This window comes from Lentzea albidocapillata, assembly GCF_000719115.1.
Classification (GTDB): Bacteria; Actinomycetota; Actinomycetes; order Mycobacteriales; family Pseudonocardiaceae; genus Lentzea; species Lentzea albidocapillata.
Genome location: NZ_JOEA01000014.1, coordinates 63,145 through 83,590, shown reverse-complemented (window position 1 = coordinate 83,590; position 20,446 = coordinate 63,145). Strand labels below are relative to the sequence as shown.

General features: G+C 69.7%; 14 protein-coding genes. 10 read left to right on the top strand and 4 right to left on the bottom strand.

Features of this window, described 5'->3' with window-relative positions:
* Positions 1-5: 5 nt before the first annotated feature.
* Both IG04_RS0122120 and IG04_RS0122115 read right to left on the bottom strand, forming a co-directional pair.
* The gene (locus tag IG04_RS0122120; RefSeq protein ID WP_030478592.1) at positions 6-905 is read right to left on the bottom strand and encodes a cellulose binding domain-containing protein; all 900 of its coding nucleotides are present in this window, start codon (positions 903-905) and stop codon (positions 6-8) included.
* Between the two features lie 186 nt (positions 906-1,091).
* Complete coding sequence (locus IG04_RS0122115) at positions 1,092-2,093, bottom strand: LacI family DNA-binding transcriptional regulator (protein WP_030478591.1); 1,002 nt, start codon at positions 2,091-2,093, stop codon at positions 1,092-1,094.
* Positions 2,094-2,305: 212 nt separating this feature from the next.
* Between IG04_RS0122115 and IG04_RS0122110 the strand changes: the two genes are divergently transcribed.
* Positions 2,306-3,337 carry a LacI family DNA-binding transcriptional regulator gene (locus IG04_RS0122110; protein ID WP_030478590.1) on the top strand — a complete coding sequence of 344 codons (1,032 nt, stop codon included), beginning with the start codon at positions 2,306-2,308 and terminating at the stop codon, positions 3,335-3,337.
* Between the two features lie 152 nt (positions 3,338-3,489).
* Positions 3,490-4,179 (top strand): GH12 family glycosyl hydrolase domain-containing protein, encoded by a 690-nt coding sequence (locus IG04_RS0122105; protein ID WP_030478589.1) that lies wholly within the window; start codon positions 3,490-3,492, stop codon positions 4,177-4,179.
* Positions 4,180-4,188: 9 nt separating this feature from the next.
* On the opposite strand, the gene IG04_RS0122100 is transcribed toward IG04_RS0122105, so the two are convergent.
* Positions 4,189-5,163, bottom strand: a complete 975-nt coding sequence (locus IG04_RS0122100) for an acetylxylan esterase (RefSeq protein ID WP_030478588.1) — start codon at positions 5,161-5,163, stop codon at positions 4,189-4,191.
* Between the two features lie 30 nt (positions 5,164-5,193).
* Complete coding sequence (locus IG04_RS0122095) at positions 5,194-8,016, bottom strand: glycoside hydrolase family 3 protein (RefSeq protein ID WP_030478587.1); 2,823 nt, start codon at positions 8,014-8,016, stop codon at positions 5,194-5,196.
* Between the two features lie 160 nt (positions 8,017-8,176).
* Between IG04_RS0122095 and IG04_RS0122090 the strand changes: the two genes are divergently transcribed.
* From IG04_RS0122090 to IG04_RS0122055, 8 genes are read left to right on the top strand one after another with little or no spacing between them, the layout of a single operon-like run.
* Positions 8,177-9,859 carry a type 2 periplasmic-binding domain-containing protein gene (locus IG04_RS0122090; RefSeq protein WP_051770398.1) on the top strand — a complete coding sequence of 561 codons (1,683 nt, stop codon included), beginning with the start codon at positions 8,177-8,179 and terminating at the stop codon, positions 9,857-9,859.
* A gap of 59 nt (positions 9,860-9,918) precedes the next feature.
* Positions 9,919-10,812 (top strand): ABC transporter permease, encoded by an 894-nt coding sequence (locus tag IG04_RS0122085; protein ID WP_030478585.1) that lies wholly within the window; start codon positions 9,919-9,921, stop codon positions 10,810-10,812.
* A 5-nt stretch (positions 10,813-10,817) separates the two neighbouring features.
* Positions 10,818-11,786 (top strand): carbohydrate ABC transporter permease, encoded by a 969-nt coding sequence (locus IG04_RS0122080; RefSeq protein WP_030478584.1) that lies wholly within the window; start codon positions 10,818-10,820, stop codon positions 11,784-11,786.
* A 6-nt stretch (positions 11,787-11,792) separates the two neighbouring features.
* Positions 11,793-12,821: a LacI family DNA-binding transcriptional regulator gene (locus tag IG04_RS0122075; RefSeq protein WP_030478583.1), complete on the top strand. Its 1,029-nt coding sequence runs from the start codon at positions 11,793-11,795 to the stop codon at positions 12,819-12,821.
* A 39-nt stretch (positions 12,822-12,860) separates the two neighbouring features.
* A complete protein-coding gene (locus tag IG04_RS0122070; RefSeq protein WP_036015466.1) occupies positions 12,861-14,897 on the top strand; it encodes a glycoside hydrolase family 31 protein in 2,037 nt (678 codons plus the stop codon).
* On the top strand, positions 14,894-16,870 hold the full coding sequence (locus IG04_RS0122065; RefSeq protein ID WP_211257791.1) for a beta-galactosidase: 1,977 nt from the start codon (positions 14,894-14,896) through the stop codon (positions 16,868-16,870). The genes IG04_RS0122070 and IG04_RS0122065 overlap by 4 nt, the downstream gene beginning before the upstream one ends.
* Positions 16,867-18,321 (top strand): glycoside hydrolase family 43 protein, encoded by a 1,455-nt coding sequence (locus IG04_RS0122060; protein WP_245816113.1) that lies wholly within the window; start codon positions 16,867-16,869, stop codon positions 18,319-18,321. The genes IG04_RS0122065 and IG04_RS0122060 overlap by 4 nt, the downstream gene beginning before the upstream one ends.
* Positions 18,322-18,333: 12 nt before the next feature.
* On the top strand, positions 18,334-20,340 hold the full coding sequence (locus tag IG04_RS0122055) for a cellulase family glycosylhydrolase (protein ID WP_030478579.1): 2,007 nt from the start codon (positions 18,334-18,336) through the stop codon (positions 20,338-20,340).
* The last annotated feature ends 106 nt before the right edge of the window (positions 20,341-20,446 follow it).

Here is a 20,446-nt window from a genome sequence, read left to right as displayed (position 1 = left end):
GGGCTTCAGCCGAGTGAGCAGGCGTGCCCGTTGAGAGTGAAGGCGCGCGGCGTGGTGCTGCTCCCGGACGCGGTGAAACCCATCAGCAACGACGATCCCGCGGGAATCGTGACGTTGTACGGTACGGCGGTCGCGTAGACGTCCCTGCCTGTCTGCCGCTGGGTCGCGTTCCACATCTCGGACACCGTCTGCCCGCCCGAGAAACTCCACCGCAACGTCCAGCCGTTGATCTCCGAGGTACCGGTGTTGCGGAGGGTGACGTCGGTGCGGAAGCCGCCCTGCCAGGTGTGGGTGACGACGTAGGCGACCGAACAACCGGTCACCGGCTTCGGCGCGGGCGGGGCGGCGGGTGTGGACGCGGCCGGGGCGGTGGGGGCCGGTGCCGTCGTGGCGCTCGGAGCGACGCAGGGCGGACCCCACCGTCCGAGCCGCTTGGTGGACGCGGACGCCTCCGCCTCCCGCATCGCGCGGTCGTCCGGATTCTCGTTGCGCGTCATGCCCATCTCGACGGCGAGCAGCGCGTAGTCGGTGCCGTCCGCCAGGCGTAGCGACACCACCGGTTCGCCGTCCGGGGTCCGCTCGACCGGCTTTGCGAGCAGCATCGTCTTCGCGAACGTCGTCGACGCTTCGGCCCAGCAAGCGTCCGCTGCGGCGAGTCCCTTGACGCGCACCTCCTCACCGTCGGAGAACCGCACCGTCCGGACGTCCACGACGTCCTGGACGGTCGAGGAGTACGCGGTCTTGCGCGGCGGCTCGATGATCGAGGGGAACGCGGGCGGCGTCGTGGTGGCGACCGGTGGTGCCGGCTCCCCGCCGCAGCCGGCGACGCCGATCAGCAGAACCGCGGCGATCACCGGCCACCTGGTCGCCTGAGCGGACCGCGCGTCGCCTCGTGAACGTGTCATTGTTCCTCTGCGGGGATGCGGCGAGCACCAAGAGGTGTACGCCCGAACGGTCGATGTGGTCCCGGGAGGCTACGACCTTTCGGACGAACACGGAAGATATTTCGTGTCAACGAAAAGTGTTCTTCGACGCTTTCCAGTCGAATTTCTGTCGAACGCATGGCGCGCGCGAAAATGGCGAACGCGGGTTCAGCGGACGGCGGTGCTGCCGCGATCGGTGAGCAGTGGCTGGAGGAGGCGCACCTCCGGCGCGAGTTCACGGCCCAGGCGGGCCATCACCATCTCGACGGCGATCGCGCCCAGTTCCTCCGCGGGAACGGCGATCGAGGTGAGCGGGACGGGCAGGGTCGCCGCGACGTCGTCGGGACACAGCGTGATCACCGACAGGTCGCCGGGGACGTCCAGCGACCGGCGCCGCAGTTCGAGCAGCAACGGGCCGAGGACCGCCTCGTTGTGCACCACCAGTCCGGTGGTGCCCCGGTCCGGGTGCAGCACGTCGTCCAGGCACTTGGACACCGCGTCGTAGCCGGCCGCGCACGAGTGGACCGAGGCGAGCAGCCCGCGTTTGGCGGTCTCACCCTGGAACCCGGCCAGCAGCCGCGCGGCGAAGCTCGTGCCGCGTTCGTAGACCGGGGGAGGCGAGCCGATCAGCGCGATCGAACGGTGGCCGCGATCCGCCAGATGGCTCGCCATCTGCCTTCCGGCGGTGGTGAAGTCGAGGTCGAGGCAGCTCAGGCCCTCGTGGTCGTCGGGCACGCCGAGCAGGACCACCGGCGCGTCGACGGCACGCAGTTCCGGCACGCGCGGATCCGCGCTCTCGACGTCCATCACGACGATCGCGTCCGCCATGGACCGCGCGATGACGCGGTGGGCCTCGCCGGGGCCCGCCTCCTTGGTCAGCAGCAGCACGTCGTAGTCGTGGTCACGGGCACGTGCCACGATCGACGACACGAACCGCATGATGATCGGCAGGTTCTGGTCGGAGTGCAGCGGCACGACCAGGCCGACCACGCGCGCCCGGTTCGAGGCGAGTGCCCGCGCTCCGGCGTTCGGGTGGTAACCGAGGGCCACGATGCTCTGCTCGACGCGGCGCTTGGTCTCCTCGGAGATGCTGCGCTTGCCGCTCAGCACGTACGAGACCGTGCTCATCGAGACGCCGGCGTGGTGGGCGACCTCCTTGATCGTGATCATGCCCGCCCTTCGCGCTGGTTCGCCACCGGCATCGTAGTGCGTAAGACCTGTGTGGTCGAACAGCTGTCGAACGCCCGCTCGATATTGGTCGAACTCGTCGAACAGCCGGAGTGTGCTTGACGTGCGGGTTTCGCCTGTGTCACATTCTGAAACCACGTTCGAAGCGCTTCGATTCAATTCTGCTCAGGCGCTGCGGGACCGGAGGTGTCGGCGTGGTCACCATTGTGGACGTGGCGAAGCACGCGGGTGTCGCGCCCAGCACGGTTTCCTACGTGCTGACCGGCAAACGCCCGGTTTCGGCCGAAACCCGAATGCGGGTGGGGGAAAGCATTCGGCTGCTCGGCTACCAGCCGCACGCGGGGGCAAGAGCGCTGGCGGGCAGCCGGACGAACGTGCTGGCCCTCGTCCTGCCGCTGCGGGAGGGCGTGCACCTGCCGGTGGTGATGCGGTTCGCGTCCTCGGTCGTCACCACCGCCCGCGAGCACGACATGGACGTGCTGCTGGTGACCGCGAACGAGGGTGCCGCCGGACTCCGGCGAGTGGCCGGCACCGCCAGGGTGGACGGGTTCCTCGTGATGGACGTGGGGCTGGACGACGAGCGGGTCCCGGTGCTGCGCGACCTCGGCCGCCCGGCCGTCCTGCTCGGGCATCCCACCGTGGCGAACGGCCTGACCTGCGTCGATCTGGACTTCGAGGCGGCGGGCGCGCGGTGCGTCGACCACCTCGTCGAGCTCGGGCACCGCACCATCGGCTTCCTCGGGGCGCCGGGAGCGGTCTACGCGCGCAACACGGGGTTCGCGCAGCGCACCCTCGCGGGGTTCAGCAGCGCGGCCATGCGGCGTGGTGTCGCCTCGACCGCCCTGCCCGCCGAGCGGCAGCGTGAGGCCGTGCGCGCCGTGGTCGCGACGCTGCTCAGGGAACTGACGCGGATGACCGCGCTGGTCGTGCACAACGAGGCGGCGCTGGGCTGGGTCGTGGAGTCCCTGCGGGCCGAGGGGCGCCGCGTGCCGGAGGACGTCACCGTGGTCGCGATCTGCCCGGACGAACTGGCCGAACAGCTGCGGCTCACCTCGGTGCAGCTGCCCGCCGACGTGCTGGGACGGCGCGCGGTCGAGCTGCTGATGGCCAAGCTGAACGGGCAGCGGCCTCCCGCGCTCACGTTGCTGCCGCCGAAACTGTTCAGCCGGACGGGTCAGGCCGGTCCCAGACTCGTGGTGGCGCCCCCGCCCCGGCAGGTCGGCTGAGCCGCGAATCGGATTCGGCGCACGTCATTCCCCATCGAATTTTTTCGCTCGGGTGTGTTCGATGATTTCGATGTTAGGTTCAATTCGCTGAACCGCTTCGGCTTCTCGGGCCGTGCGAATTCCGTTCAATGGTGTGCGGAAGGAAAACAAAGATGAAAATCGTGCGTGCACTTGTTGTCGTGATGGCCGCTGTCCTGACGGTCCCCCTGGCGGCCGGCACCGCGTCCGCCGCGGCCTGGAGTTCCTCGGACAGGTGGGGGACGTGGTCGAACGGCGGCTACACGGTGCGCAACAACATCTGGGGCAGCGGGTACGGGCCGCAGACGGTCTGGGCCAACTCCTACAGCAACTGGGGCGTCTGGGCGAACCACCCCAACACCGGTGGCATCAAGTCCTACCCGCACTCGGAACGGCAGGTGAACCGGCGGCTCAGCTCTCTCGGGAGCCTGTCGAGCAGCTTCAACGTCTCCTACCCGAGGTCCGGCGCCTACACGACCGCCTACGACATCTGGGCCGACAACCACGCCTACGAGATCATGCTGTGGATGAACAAGGTCGGCCCCGTCGGCCCGATCGGGGCGCGGGTGACGACGGTGTCGGTGGGCGGCCACACCTGGGACGTCCACCGCGGCTCGAACGGCTCGAACCAGGTGTTCTCGTTCGTCCGCACGTCCAACACCGGGTCCGGCACGGTCAACATCAAGGCGGTGATGGACTGGATCCGCAACCGCGGCTGGTTCGGTGACGTCACGGTCGGTTCCGTCCAGTTCGGCTACGAGATCACCTCGTCCAGCGGCGGTCTCAACTTCAACACCAACAGCTACTCCGTCTCCTACGGCTGACGCCGGGGCTCACGGCGCCAGCGCCCGGTCGCGCAGCCACTCCAGCTGCGCGACCGGGTTGGACCCGTGTCCGCCGCCGTGGTCGGCGAACGGCCACACGGTCATGGTCCGGTCCTCGCCCGCGTAGTGGTTGAAGGCGGCGTACACAGTGGACGGTGGGCAGATCGGGTCCATCAGCCCGATGCTGAACAACGCCGGCGCCGTCGCCCGTTGCGCGAAGTGCACACCGTCGAAGTAGGACAACGTGGTGAAGGCAGGCTCCACGCGGTGCCTGCTGTGCCAGCGCAGGTACTCCGCGATCTCCACGTAAGGCCCTTCGCCGGCCATCGCCGCCGCACGCCGGAAGTGGCACAGGAACGGTACGTCCGGCAGTGCGGCCGCGACGCGGTCCCGCGCCAGCCCGGCGACGGCGATCGTCAGCCCTCCGCCCTGGCTGCCACCCGCGACGACCACCCGTTCCGGGTCGACGCCCGGCAGGTGCGCGACCGCGTCCACAGCGCGGACGCAGTCGGTGATGAGACGGCGGTAGTAGTAGTCGTCCGGAGAGTCGATGCCGCGGGTCATGAAACCCTTGGCCCACTGGGTGCCGCCCGCCGTGCGGTCCGGGGTGTCGTGGCCCTGGCCACGGCTGTCGACCACGAGCTGGGCGTACCCGGCGGCGGACCACAGCAGGTGGTCGGTGGGCAGGCCGCGACCGCCGCTGTAGCCGATGTACGTGACGACGACGGGCAGCGGGCCGTCGCTGCCGCGCGGGCGCAGCAGCCAGGCGGCCACCGGCTCGCCGCCGAAACCGGGGAAGCGGACGTCGGCGACCTCGACGGTGCGCAGCAGGTGCCGGTCGGTGACGTCGGCGGCCTCCACCGCGCCACCGGCCGAGCGCGCTTCGGCGAGGGTCCGCTCCCAGAACTCGTCGAAGTCCGGCGGTGCCTGCATTTCCGGGCGGTAGACGACGAGTTCGTCGAGCGGGGCGTCCGTCAGCGGCATCGAGGCTCCTTCAGGCGGGTCTGGTGGATCTCAGTCTGCGGAGAAGCGGAAGGCCGTGAGCCGGAAGGAGCCGTGCAGGACGACCCGCAGGTCCTGGATCCCGGTCACCGGTGAGGGCAGTGCCGCCGAGATGGTCGTCCACTCGTAACGGCCTCCGGTGGCCGGCACCGGAAGTTCCGCCAGCACTCCCTCGTCCGTCCTGAACTCCAATCGTGCCAAGGGATTCTCCGACGAGACCTCCGCCTCGACGCGGACCGCACCCGACAGGTCGGTTCGCCCGAACCACAGCGTGCCCGGCCGGTCGGCGCCGGCAGGGGTGACCGCGTCACCGGTCACGCGCGTCGCGTCGACGAGGGTCACGTTGTCGTAGTCGTCGAAGTCGGCGGCGAGAAGGCGACCGATGCCCGCGCGAGGAGAGGGCGCCGGTCCCGCCACCGTGAGCGGGGCGGTGAGCACGACGTCCCCGGCGGAACGGGCGACGAGAACCTCGTAGGCGCCGGGATCCACCGCGAAGGCACCGGTCGCGACGTCCCAGTGGGCGAGCCGGTCCATGGGCAGCCGGAACGACAGGACCGTGCTTTCGCCGGGATCCAGCGTGACCTTGCGGAAGTCGGCGAGCCGCAGCAGCGGGGCCTCGTACCGGGTGTGCAGCGCGCGGACGTAGAGCTGGACGACGTCGCTGCCGGTCCTGGTGCCGGTGTTGGCCAGCGTCACCGAGAGGTCGATGGCGCTGCCCGGGGTGGCGGTGCCCGACGACAGGATCAGGTCGCGGTGGGCGAAGCCGGTGTAGGAGAGGCCGTGGCCGAAGGGGTACAGCGGCGTGGCCCGGTGGTACTGGTAGGTCCAGCCCGCCTTGATGACGTCGTAGTCGAGCGGGTCCGGCAGCGCGTCGCCGCCGCGGTACCAGGTCTGCGGCAGGCGTCCGCCGGGATCGGCCTGGCCGAGCAGGACGGCGGCCAGCGCCCTGCCCGTCTCCTGCCCGCCGTGCGACGTCCACACCACCGCGGGCAGGTGTTCGTCGGCCCAGTCCAGGGCGTAGGGGTAGCTGCTCATCACGACCAGCGTCGTCTCGGGCCGGACTTCCGCGACCGCGCGCAGCAGCGCGTCCTGGGCGGCCGGGAGCGCGATTCCGGCGCGGTCCTCGGTCTCCCGGCCGTGGATCAGCGGGTGGTTGCCGAGGACCACCACGGCGACGTCCGCCGACAGTGCGGCGGCCAGCGCTGCCGCGGTGCCGTCCCGCAGGACCTCGCGCTCCCAGCGTTCGGCGGCGTCGGCGGTCTCCGCGGTGACGGTCACCCGGCCGTCGACGGGATCGACGACGGCGTACCGGCCCGTGAGCACGTTCTGCAGCAGCACCGAGTCCTCGACGGGCACGAGGCGGAACGTCTCACGGACCTCCCAGCTCTTGATCCGCTCCTGGTCGGCGGCGAGCGAGGTGTCCTGGAGGCTCAGGTAGCGCCCGGACTCCACCGACCGCAGCGTCAGCACGCCGTCGCCCCAGTCGACGACGTCGAACGCCGTCTTGCCCAGCAGTTCGCCGCTCGTGTGCGAGCGCAGCGCGATGCGGTCCGAGCCGTCCGCGACGACCACCTCGCCGCCTTCGCCCAGGACGGACCGGAGTCCACTCGCGACAGTGACCTCGTATGGAAGTGTGCCGCTGTACCAGTCCTCGCACACCATGTCGGCGAGCGGGCCGATCACGGCGATCCGTGGCGTCTTGCCCGCGTCCAGCGGAAGCAGTCCTTCGTTGCGCAGCAGTACGACCGACTCCGTCGCGGACCGCAACGCGAGGGCGCGGTGCTCGGCGCAGCCGACGACCTCGGGGCCGATGGTGGCGTACGGGTCGAGATCGGGGTCGAACTCACCGAGGCGGAAGCGGAGCTCCAGCTGCCGGCGCACGGCGCGGTCCACGTCCTCCTCGTCGATCAGGCCACGCTCCAGCGCCTCGCGGAGCCTGCCGATCGGGACAGCGCTGTCCTGACCGTGATCGGTGAAGCTGTCGATGCCCGCCTTGAGTGCGGCGGCGTGGGACTCGGCGTGGTCGTCGAAGTAGTGCTCCGGTTCCACCAGGTTGGACGGCGCCTCCGCGTCGCTGACCACGAAGAGCTCGTGCCCGGTCGGCTCGGCCCAGCGGCGCAGTTCCGTCTCGATGAGCGGCGTGACGTGGCACGGGCGGCCGTTGACGAGGTTGTAGCCGGCCATGGCACCGGTGGCGGCGCCCGAGGCGACCACCGGGCGGAAGGCCGCGAGGTCGTACTCCTGCAGCACGCGCGGGCGCAGACCGGAGGAGGTGACGCAGCGGTCGTCCTCGTTGTTGTAGGCCAGGAAGTGCTTGAGCACCGGGGCCGTGCGCAGGAACCGGTGGTGGTCGCCCGTGAGGCCGAGGCAGAACGCCGTGCCGATCCGCGCGGTGTGCACCGGGTCCTCGGAGTAGCCCTCCTCGTTGCGGCCCCAGCGCGGGTCACGCAGCAGGTTCAGCACCGGAGCCCACGCCTGCAGGCTGTTCCGGCCCGTGCCGACGGCGGCCGGGCGGTGGTAGTGGAACGCCCTCAGCTCGACCGAGGTGGCCTCGGCGACGCGGCGCACCAGTTCCTCGTCCCAGGTCGCGCCCAGCCCGACCGCCTGGGGGAAGACGGTGGCGGGACCTAGCCACGCGACGCCGTGCAGTGCCTCCGATCCGGTGCGGAACGCGTCCACGCCGAGCCGGGGCACGGCCGGTGAGTACTGGTGCAGCATCGCGATCCGCTCGTCGAGCGTGAGACGCCCGAGGAGGTCGTCGACGCGCTTGCGCGTCGACAGCGCGGAGTCGCGAAAAGGCAGCCGATCGACGGCGGGCACGGACTCGGAAACCACGTGGTGACCCCTCAGCTCAGAGCTAGCGTTGAAGCGTTTCGACGGTGTCACGCTGTGGTTTCTGCTGTCAACGGTCTTGTTTCCTGCGACCTGCGTCACTAACCTCCCCGGCATCTGTTTAAGCGCTTCGACACTTCAACGATGAAGGATCGGTTCCGCCATGGGCAACGAGTTGAACCGCAGAAGCTTCCTGAACGTCGCCGTCTCGGCGGCCGGGCTCGTCGCGATGGGACCACTGCTGTCCGCCTGCGGGAGTGGCCCGGCGCAGCGGGCCGGAGTCGGTTCGGAAGCCGCTCTCAAGGCCGTGTTACCGGCTTACGTGCCGAACACGGCGATCAAACCGGACATCCCGTCCATCGCGGGCGGCCCCGACGTGTTCACGAACCCGGGCTTCCTCAGCTACCCGGCGAACCAGGTCGCCACGGTGTCCGGCATCCCGGGCAAGGGCGGCACGTACTCGGCGGTCACGCCGCTGTGGGGCACCATCCCGCCCGCCGACAACGCGTTCTACACGGCCATGAACAAGGCTCTGGGCGTCCAGCTGCAGATGAAGCCGGCGGACGGCAACACCTACAACACCATCATCCCGACGATGACCGCCTCGAAGCGGCTGCCGGACTGGATCCAGCTGCCGACCTGGTGGAACTCCCAGATGAACGTCGGCGGGCTGGTGGGGAACCAGCTCGCTGATCTGACGCCCTACCTGTCCGGCGACAACATCAAGAAGTACCCCAACCTCGCGGCCATCCCGACCGCCGCGTGGCGCACCGGGGCGTGGGGCGAGAAGCTGTACGGGATCCCCTCCCACGCCAGCGGCTTCCAGATCGCGGGCATGCTCTACTACCGGCGCGACATCCTTGACGCCAGGGGGATCACCGCCGACCAGGTGAAGTCGGCCGACGACCTGATGAGGCTCGGCAAGGAGCTGACCGACGCCAAGAACGGCGTGTGGGCGTTCGACGACGTGTACCGCTACCTCTACACCTCCTTCGGTGCGCCGCTGAAGTGGCGGGTGGACAACGGGAAGCTGGTCCACCTGTTCGAGACCGAGGAGTTCTTCGCGGCGCTCGACTGGAACAACCGGCTCGCCACCGCCGGGTACGTGCACCCGGACGCGCTGGCGGGCGACAACGCCAACGGCAACACCAGGTTCTTCGGCGGGAAGACGCTGATCTCCAGTGGTGGCACGGGAACGTGGAACCTCGCCGACCTCCAGTCCGGCAGGGCCGCCGACCCGAACTACCGGCGCGGGGCCCTGAACATCATCGCCGCCGACGGCAAGAGCGCACCGCGGGTCGACATGGGCCCAGGCGCCAGCATCATGAGCTACCTCAACATCAACCTGAAGCCGGAACAGATCGAGGAATGCCTGGCCATCGCGAACTACCTCGCCGCGCCGTACGGCTCGGCCGAGTTCACGATGGTCAACTTCGGTGTCGAGGGCACCCACTTCACCATGGTCGACGGCGTGCCGACGGCCACCGAGGCCGGCAAGAAGGAGGTCCAGGCGCAGACCTTCCCGTTCCTGGCCGCGCCGGCCGCCGCGACCAACAGCCCCGGCGTGCCGATCGTCACCAAGGACTACCTCGCCTGGCAGGCCGCCAACGTGAAGGCGCTGGCCAAGCCGGTCTTCTGGAGCATGAACATCAGCATGCCCCAGGCGCAGGCCACGGCGGACGCCGGACAGCAGGTCGAGGACGCGATCAAGGACTGCATCCACGGCAAGAAGTCGGTGGCCGAGGTGAGGGAGGCCGTGGCGAGCTGGAAGACCAGCGGTGGCGGGGACAAGCTGATCCAGTGGACCAATGACAACGTCCTGCAGAAGCACGGCACCGGGCAGTGACCACGGCGACCCCGACGCGGCCGGACCGCGGGACGCGACCGGCGCGACAGAGCTGGCGGGTGAGGTTGCGCCGCGACCGGTCGCTGATCCTGATGACGCTGCCGGCCGTCGTCCTGCTGCTGGTCTTCAACTACGTCCCGCTGTTCGGGCTCGTCACCGCGTTCCAGGAGTACGACCCGCTGGCCGGGATCTGGTACAGCACGTGGGCGGGACTCGACCAGTTCCAGCGGCTGTTCGGTGACGCGAACTTCTGGAACGCGGTGCAGAACACGCTGTACCTGAGCTTCGTCCAGCTCGTCCTGTTCTTCCCGGTACCGATCGCGCTGGCACTGCTGCTCAACTCGGTGCTGTCGCTGAGGATCCGCAACTTCATCCAGTCGGTCGTCTACCTGCCGCACTTCTTCTCGTGGGTGCTCGCCATCACGATCTTCCAGCAGATGCTCGGCGGCGCGGGCGCGCTCAACCACTTCCTGCGTAACAACGACATCGGTACCTGGGACGTCATGACGAACCCGGACACCTTCGCGTTGCTGGTCTCCGCCCAGGTGATCTGGAAGGAGGCGGGCTGGGGGATCATCGTCTTCCTGGCCGCGCTCGCCGCCGTCAACACCGACCTGTACGAGGCCGCGGCGGCGGACGGCGCCGGGCGGTGGCGGCGGCTGTGGCACATCACCCTGCCCGGCCTGCGTGGCGTCATCGTGCTGATGCTGGTGCTGCGCCTGGGCAACGCGCTGACCGTCGGCTTCGAGCAGTTCCTGATCCAGCGCGACGCCGTGGGCTACGACACGGCGGACGTGCTGGACACCTTCTCGTTCTACTACGGCATCGCGACCGGCGACTACAGCTACGGCGCGGCGGCAGGGTTGTTCAAGAGCGTGATCTCGCTGTTGCTCATCTGGGGTGCGAACAAGCTGGCGCACGCCTTCGGCGAAGACGGGTTGTACCGGAGGTGACCGACATGCTCACGATCGAACGCACGCTCGAGGCCGCGGAAACTCCTGCACCGCAGGCGGTCCGCAGGAAGAAGCGGAACACGAGGCCGGCGTGGGAGGAACCGCCGACGATCGCCGGCGAGGCCGTCAAGGGCCTCACCCTCGGCGGCGTGCTGCTGGTGATGCTGGTGCCGTTGTGGATCATCGTGGTGACCAGCCTGTCCACCCAGGGCGCGGTCAACCGCGCCGGTGGTCTCGTGGTCTGGCCGGACGGACTGACCGTCGAGGCCTACCGGGTGATGCTGGGGGACACCACGGTGCGCACCGCGCTGCTGGTGAGTCTCGGCATCACCGCCATCGGCACCCTCGTGTCGATGGCGGTCTCCGTCATGTGCGCCTACGGCCTGTCCCGTTCGCGTTCGTTCGCGCACCGCTTCCTGCTGACCCTGCTGATCCTCACCATGTTCGTCAACGGCGGCCTGATCCCCACCTTCCTGGTCGTCACCGGTCTGGGCGGCTACGGCCAGTGGTGGGCGCTGATCCTGCCGAGCGCGATCTCCGTCTTCAACATCCTGATCCTGCGGTCGTTCTACTCCAGCACCTCGGCCGACCTGATCGAGGCCGCGCGGATCGACGGCGCGGGGGACTGGCGGATCCTGTGGTCCATCGTGCTGCCGACCTCACGCGCGGTGACCGCGGTGATGGCGCTCTTCTACGGCGTCGGCTACTGGAACTCCTTCTTCAACGTCATGTTGTACATGCCGACGGACAGCGAGAAGTGGCCGCTGCAGTACGTGCTCTACACGTACGTCAACCGCGGCAACGGCATGCCGGGCTCGGTGAACTCGGGCTTCGGCACGGCGTTCTCCCAGACGGCGCCGCTGTCGCTGCAGATGGCCGTGGTGGTGCTGACACTCGTGCCGTTGCTCATCGTTTACCCGTTCGTGCAGAAGCACTTCCGCACGGGCGTCCTGACCGGCGCGATCAAGGGCTGAACATCCATGGTGACCATTGCCGACGTGGCCAGGCACGCGGGCGTGTCGTCCAGCACGGTCAGCTACGTGCTCAGCGGCAAGCGCGCGATCTCCGAGGAGACCCGCCGCCGGGTGCGGAGTTCCGTGCGGGAGCTCGGGTACCACCCCAACGCCGGTGCGCGGGCACTGGCCGCACGGCGGTCGCACATCATCGCGCTGATGGTGCCGTTGCGCACCGACGTCTACGTCCCGGTCATGATGGAGATCGCGATCTCGGTGACCACGGCGGCCCGTCAGCACGGGTACGACGTCCTGCTGATCACCAACGACGAGGGGCCGGGCGGGGTCCGCAGGATCGCCGCCAGCGGCCTGGCGGACGGCCTGATCCTGATGGACGTCGAGCTGGACGACGAGCGCATCCCGGTGCTGCGCGCGCAGGGCACCCAGGCCACGCTAATCGGGCTGGCCGACGACGCGCGCGGAGTGTCCTGTGTGGACCACGACTTCGTCGCGGCCGGCGCGTTGTGCGCGGACCACCTCGCCGATCTCGGTCACCGCGAGATCGCGTTCATCGGTTACGGCTCCGGGGTCTACCACCGGCATGCCGGGTACGCCGAGCGCACGCTCGCCGGGTTCCGGAACAGGGCGGGGCAGCGCGGTCTGCGCTTCCTGCACCGGACCTGCGAGGGCACCTACGAGAGCACCGCGGGCACCCTCGCGCGCGTTCTCGCGGACCGTCCCGGCACGACCGGGTTCGTGGTGCAGAACGAGGGTGCGATCGGCCCGTTGCTCACCCTGCTGCGCACCAGCGGGCGGACGGTCCCCGAGGACGTCTCGGTGATCGCGTTGTGCCAGGACCAGCTCGCCGAGCAGTTCGCGCCGAGGCTCACGGCGGTGACCGGGTCCGCGCAGGAGCTCGGCCGGGTCGCCGTGGAGCAGATCGTCGGCAGGCTCGCCACGTCGAGCGACGGCGGCCGTCCGGACGACGACCGGGCTCTGCTCACCCCGACGCTGACCGTGCGCGAGAGCACGGGACCCGCGCCACTGCTTCCCTGACCTTCTCCGCACTCATCCAGGAACGTGAGGAGCTTCCGCATGCCCCAGTACTTCCGAGACCTCGGCACCGCGCTCGAATGGCGGGCCAGGGGCGAGACGCTCCGAGTCGAGGCGTGGGGCTCCGACGGGGTCCGCGTGCGCGCCACGCCCGCCGGTCCGCTGCTCGACGACCTCCCCGGCGCGTTGCTCGGCACACCACCGGACGGCGGCGCGGTGGAGATCAAGATCTCCGAGCACCACGCCACCCTCGTCCACGGCGCGCTCACCGTGCGGATCGACGCCGGCACCGAAGGCGCCCTGACTCCGGAACTCGGGGCGACCGCGGGCACGCTGACGTTCACCAGGACCGAGGACGGCACCGAACTCCTCGCTGAGGAGCCGGCGCACTTCTGGTGGCCGGGGCCGCGTCTCGCCACCGCGACGGGCAACGGCCACCACCGGCTGGAGCAGCGTTTCCGCGCCTACCGGGGGGAACGGCTCTACGGCCTCGGCCAGCACACCCACGGCATGCTCGACCAGAAGGGCGCGGTCATCGACCTCGTCCAGCGCAACGCCGAGGTCACCATCCCGTTGCTGGTCTCCGACCGCGGCTACGGCCTGCTGTGGAACTCGCCCGCGATCGGACGGGTGGAGCTCGCGGAGACCGGCACTCGCTGGGTGTCCGACAGTGCCCGCCAGATCGACTACTGGATCACCGCGGGCAAGCCGGCCGACGTGCTGCGGCGCTACGCGGACGTGACAGGGCACTCGCCCGAGCTTCCCGAGTGGGCCTCCGGTTTCTGGCAGTGCAAGCTGCGCTACCGCACCCAGGAGGAACTGCTGGAAGTCGCCCGCGAGTACCGGCGGCGCGGCCTGCCCTTGTCCGTGATCGTCTGCGACTTCTTCCACTGGACGCACCTCGGCGAGTGGAAGTTCGACCCCGCCGAGTGGCCGGACCCGGCGGCGATGGTGCGCGAGCTGGACGAGATGGGCGTCAAGCTGATGGTCTCGGTCTGGCCCTCGGTCAGCCCGGCCAGCGAGAACTACCACCCCATGCTGAACCAGGGCCTGTTCGTCGGCACCGAGTTCGGGCCGATGGCGCACGCCGACTGGCCGGACAAGGGGCTCGGCGCCTACTCCGCCCAGGTCGCGTTCTACGACGCCACCAACCCCGAGGCGCGCGAGTACGTGTGGGACCGGATCCGGTGCGGCTACCACGACCTCGGCATCACGGTGTTCTGGCTGGACGCCGGCGAACCCGAGCTCAAACCCGGTCACCAGTACAACCTGCGCTACCACGCGGGTCCCGGTCTGGAGGTCGGCAACCTCTACCCGCGCGAGAACGCCCGGACCGTCCACGACGGACTGCGCGCGGCGGGGGAGACCGAGATCATCTCGCTCAACCGCTCCTCGTGGGCGGGCGCGCAGCGGTACGGCGCCGCGCTGTGGTCCGGTGACATCGGTACGGACTTCGCCACGTTGCGCACGCAGATCAAGGCCGGGCTGAACGTGATGATGTCCGGCATTCCGTGGTGGACAACGGACATCGGCGGTTTCCACGGCGGCGATCCGGACGATCCCGCCTACCGTGAGGTCCTCGTGCGCTGGTTCCAGTACGGCACCTTCTGCCCGCTGTTCCGCCTGCACGGCTTCCGCGGCGACGAGCAGGTGCTGGAGCCCGCGATGACCGGGCTGGCCAACGAGGTCTGGTCCTACGGCGAGGAGGCGTACGAGATCCTCGCCGGGCACCTGCGGCTGCGGGAACGCCTGCGCCCCTACGTGATGGAGCAGATGCGCACGGCCTCGGAGACCGGCGTGCCGCCGATGCGGCCGGTGTTCCTGGAGTTCCCGGACGACCCGGCGGCGTGGCGGGTCGAGGACGCGTTCCTGCTCGGCCCCGACCTGCTCGTGGCTCCGATCACCGAGGCGGGCGCCCGCGAACGCGACGTCCACCTGCCCGCCGGCGCGCGGTGGACCGACGCGTGGACCGGCGAGGAACACGACGGCGGACGGACGGTCACCGTCGCGGCCCCGCTCGACCGCATCCCGCTTTTCCTGCGCGACGGCGCTCAGCTGTCTGTGCGGGAGGAGACGTGATCGCGGATCGGCTGGGCGGCCTCGCTTTCGGCGGCGACTACAACCCCGAGCAGTGGGACGAGCCGGTGTGGAAGGAGGACGACGAGCTGATGCGCGAGGCCAGGGTCAACCTGGCCACGGTCGGCGTCTTCTCCTGGGCCCTGCTCGAGCCGGAGGAAGGCCGTTACGACTTCGCGTGGCTCGACGCGCACCTGGACCGACTGCACGCCAACGGGATCGCGGTCGACCTGGCCACGCCGACCGCCTCCCCGCCGCCGTGGTTCACGCTGGCCCACCCGGACGCCATGCCCGTCACCCGCGACGGCACCAGGCTGGTGCACGGCAGCCGCGACACTTACTGCCTCAGCGCCCCGGCCTACCGCACGGCGGCCCGGCGCATCGCCTCCGCGCTCGCGGAACGCTACGGCGACCACCCGGCGGTCGCGATGTGGCACGTGCACAACGAGTACGTGACGTTGTGCTGGTGCGAACACACCGCTGCCGCGTTCCGGGTCTGGCTGCGCGCCCGGCACGGCTCGCTGGACGCGCTCAACGAGGCGTGGGGGACGGCGTTCTGGAGCCAGCGGTACGGCAGCTGGGAACAGGTGCTGCCGCCGCGCGCCACCCAGTGGCACCGCAACCCCGGCCTCACGCTGGACTTCAGCCGGTTCTTCTCCGACGAGGTGGTCGCCGCCTACTCCGAGCAGCGTGACGCCATCCGCGCGCACAGCGACCGGCCCGTGACGACGAACATGATGCAGCCCGGCTACCAGAACGTGGACCTGTGGGCGCTGAGCCGCGAGGTCGACGTGGTCGCGATCGACCACTACCCGGACCGGCCGGGCCTCGACGCGGCGGCGGACGTGGCGTTCGCCGCGGACCGGGCCCGCTCGTACGGCCACGGCAGGCCGTGGCTGCTGATGGAACAGGGCACGAGCACGGTCTACGAGCGAGGTCGGACGCTGGCCAAGGAACCCGGCGAGATCCTGCGGCACTCGCTCGGCCACATCGCCCGCGGCTCGGACGGGGCGCTGTTCTTCCAGTGGCGCCAGTCGAAGGCGGGCGCCGAGCAGTGGCACTCGGCGATGGTCCCGCACGCCGGCCCGGACAGCCGTGTCTTCACCGAGGTGAAGGCGACGGGCGAGGCCGTGTCCCGGCTCGGAGACCTCGCGGGCTCGACCGTGACCGCCGACGTGGCCGTGCTGCACGACTCCGACGCCTGGTGGGCGATGAACTCGGACGGCCTGCCCTCGTCCGAACTCGGCTACCACTCCGCACTGCGAAACGCGCACCGGGCGTTGTGGGACAACGGCGTCGTCACCGACTTCGCGCATCCGGAAGCGGACCTGGGCCGGTACCGGCTGGTCGTCGCCCCGGCGCTGTACCTGCTCTCCGACGCGGGCGCGGAGAACCTGCGCCGTTACGTCGTCCACGGCGGAACGTTGCTGGTCCAGTACTTCAGCGGAGTCGTCGACAGCCGCGGGCACGCCCGTCTCGGTGGCTACCCGGCCGCCCCGTTGCGTGAGGCGCTGGGGATCCGGGTCGAGGAGTACCGGCCGCTGCGGCACGAGGAACGGATCGTCCTCTCCGACTCCTCGCACGGCACGGTCTGGAGCGAGTCGGTACGGGCGCAGGGCGCGGAAACCATCGCCGCCTACACCCACGGCGCGCTCGCCGGTTCTCCCGCGCTGACCCGGAACCACTGCGGTGCGGGCGATGCCTGGTACCTGTCCACGCGGCTCGACGACGCGGACTACACGGCACTGGTGTCCCGGCTGCTGGACGCCGCCGGTGTCGGCCCGGTCCTGCCAGGCCTGCCGCCCGGGGTCGAAGTCGTTGTCCGCCAAAGCGAGGACGGCCGCCGCTGGCAGTTCGTGCTCAACCACCTTGCCGAACCCGTGTCCCTGCTTGACGCCCACGACGTGCTGACGGGCGGGCCGGTGCGGGAGCTGCCACCCGGCGGGTGCGCTGTGCTGACGGGAGGTCCGCTGTGAACCCCGTGATTCCGGGAATGCACCCGGACCCGAGCGTGTGCCGGGTGGGGGAGGACTACTACCTGGTGTGCTCCAGCTTCGAGTACTTCCCCGGTATCCCGGTCTTCCACAGCCGGGACCTGGTGCACTGGAACCAGATCGGCAACGCCCTGGAGCGCCCGAGCCAACTGCACCTGACCGCCGAAACGCCGTCGTCGGCGGGGATCTACGCGCCGACGCTGCGCCACCACGACGGCCGGTTCTGGCTGGTCGTCACGAGCGTGAGCCACGGCGGCGGCAACATGGTGTTCACCGCCACGGATCCGGCCGGACCGTGGTCCGATCCCGTCCCGCTGCCCGGTGTCGCCGGCATCGACCCGGACCTGGCCTGGGACGACGAGGGCAACTGCTGGTGCACGGTCGCCGGCGTGCAGCAGTACCGCGTCGACCCGGCCACCGGCGAGACGTTCGGTGAGCCGCGACGGCTGTGGTCCGGCACCCCCGGCGCCAAGGCACCGGAAGCGCCGCACCTGTACCGGATCGGCGGCCACTGGTACCTGCTGATCGCCGAGGGCGGCACCGAACGCGGCCACGGCGTCTCGATCGCCCGCGCCGCGTCGCCGAACGGCCCGTTCGAGCCGTGCCCGGCCAACCCGATTCTGAGCCACCGCAGTACTGACGAGCGCGTCCAGAACACCGGTCACGCGGATCTCGTGCAGGCAGCGGACGGCGCGTGGTGGATGGTGCTGCTCGGCGTGCGGCCCGGCGGCGGCACTCCCGGCTGGCACGTGCTCGGCCGGGAGACCTTCCTGGCGCCGGTGACCTGGACCGACGGCTGGCCGGTGGTCGGCGAGCTGACGTCCGGCGAGCCCGGTTCCCCCGCATCGGAACGGGACGACTTCGACCTCCCCGAACTGCGGCCGTCCTGGATCTCCCTGCGCGACCGCTTCGAGCAGCACTGCACCACGAAGGAACGACCGGGCCGGCTCACGCTGCACGCCCGCGGGTCCGGAATGGACGATCCCGCCGTCGTGTTCGCCGGGCGGCGCCAGCAACACCTTTCCTGCCTCGTCCGCACGCTGCTCGACCCGGCGGAGGGCCGCGGTGGTCTGGCGGTCCGGCTCGACGAGGCACACCACTACGAGATCGAGGCCGCGTACGGAGAGGTACGGGTTCTCGCCCGCATAGGACCGGTGGCCACCGTGGTCGCGTCCCGGCCGGTGCCGGAGGGACCGATTGTGCTGGTGGTGCGGGTATACGAGGCCCGGACGCTGCTAGACGCGCGCTCCGGGCCCGACACCCTGTCGTTCGGCGTGGAGGAGCCCGACGGCACCTTCACCTCACTCGCCACGCTAGATGGCAAGTACCTCTCGACCGAGGTGGCCGGTGGGTTCACCGGCCGCGTCATCGGCCTGTACGCCGCGGCGGGGACCGTCCACTTCGACTGGTTCGAGTACCAGCAGCTCAACTGAGAGCGAGGGTTCATGTTCGGATCACGCAGGGCAGTGCTCGGCGCGGTGGTGGCCCTGGTGGCCACCGTCGTGCCGGCGACAGCGTCCGCGGCCGCCGAGACCGGCTGTGAGATCACCTACTCCACGACGAGCCAGTGGCAGGGCGGCTTCGTCGCCGACGTCGCCGTGACCAACCGCGGCGCGGCTCTCGACGGCTGGGAGCTGAGCTGGGAGTGGCCGTCCGGCCAGCAGGCGGGCCACGGCTGGAACGCGAAGATCGTCGAGTCCGACCACCAGGTCACCGCCGAGGACGCCGGGTACAACGCCAGGATCGCGACCGGTGCGACGGTGAAGTTCGGCTTCTACGGCACCTGGGCGGAGGCCAACACGGCGCCGTTGTCGTTCTCGCTCAACGGAGTCACCTGCGTCCACGGCGGCCCGCGCCTCAGCGCGATGCAGCACACCGCGGCGATGCAGCCGGGATGGAACCTCGGCAACACGCTCGACTCGACCGGCAGCGACGAGACGTCGTGGGGCAACCCGCGCATCACGGAAGCCTTGCTGGACAACGTGAAGGCGCAGGGCTTCAAGAGCGTGCGCCTGCCCGTCACGTGGAGCGCGCACCTGGGTTCCGACCACGTGATCGAGCCGGCGTACCTGGCCCGTGTCAAGGAGGTCGTGCGCTGGGCGTTGGCGCGCGACCTCTACGTGATGCTCAACATCCACCACGACTCGTGGCAGTGGATCCTGAACATGCCGGCGGAGCACGACGGCGTGCTCACCCGGTTCAACGCGATCTGGACGCAGCTCGTGGGCGCGTTCGCCGAGTTCGGGCCCAGGCTGACCTTCGAGAGCTGGAACGAGCCGCAGTTCGCCGGGAGCACCGGCAAACCGCAGGAGATCCAGCTCAACAGCGAGCTGAACGCGTCGTTCCACGACATCGTGCGCCGGTCGGGCGGCAACAACGCCACCCGCCTGCTGGTCCTGCCGACCCTGCACACCTCGTCCGAGCAGACGTACGTCGACGCGCTGGGCGAGCAGATCCGCGGGCTCGCCGATCCCAACCTGATCGCGACCGTGCACTACTACGGCTACTGGCCGTTCAGCGTGAACGTGGCCGGTGGTACGCGCTTCGACGCGACCGTGCAGAAGGACGTCACCGACTCGTTCGACCGCGTGCACGACAGCTTTGTCGCGCGGGGCATCCCGGTGATCATCGGTGAGTACGGCCTGCTTGGCTTCGACCGGCACACCGGCACCATCGAGCAGGGCGAGAAGCTCAAGTTCTTCGAGTACCTCGGCCACTACGCCCGCTCCAAGCGGCTCACCACCATGTTGTGGGACAACGGTCAGCACCTCAACCGCACCTCGGGGCAGTGGAACGACCCCGAGCTCTACGCGCAGATCAGGTCGAGCTGGACGACCCGCTCCGGCACGGCCTACACCGACCAGGTGTTCAGCGCGAAGTCGAGCCCCATCACGGCGAAGACCATCGCGCTCAACCTCAACGGCACGAAGTTCACCGACCTCTACCACGGCTCCACGAAGCTGACGCGCGGCCGTGACTACACGATCTCGGGCGACCAGCTCACCCTGACCGCACCGGCGCTGACGAGGCTGAGCGGTTCCCGGGGCTACGGCACGAACGCGGTGCTGACGGCCCGTTTCTCCCAGGGCGTGCCGTGGCGGCTTTACGTCATCACCTACGACACCCCGCTGCTGTCGAACGCTTCCGGGACGACGGAGAAGTTCGAGATCCCGACGGCGTTCCGCGGTGACCAGCTCGCCACCATGGAGGCGAAGTACGACGACGGCACCAACGCCGGACCGCACGACTGGACGTCCTTCAAGGAGTACGACCGGACCTTCCTGCCCAACTACTCCGGCGGGCACACCACTCTGACGCCGGACTTCTTCGCCGCTGTCAGAGAGAACGCGCGGGTGACGCTAACGTTCCACTACTGGAGTGGTGTCGAGGTCGGCTACCACGTCACCAAATCCGGCGGTACGGTCACCGGTACGGCCGTCCAGTCCAATTAGGATCGCCGTTCACGTTGCCTTGTGTACATGTTGTTGTCACTTCGGCAGTATGTGAATCTGATTCATATCGTCCTAGTCTCTGGACGTCAGCTCGAACGGGCGTCAG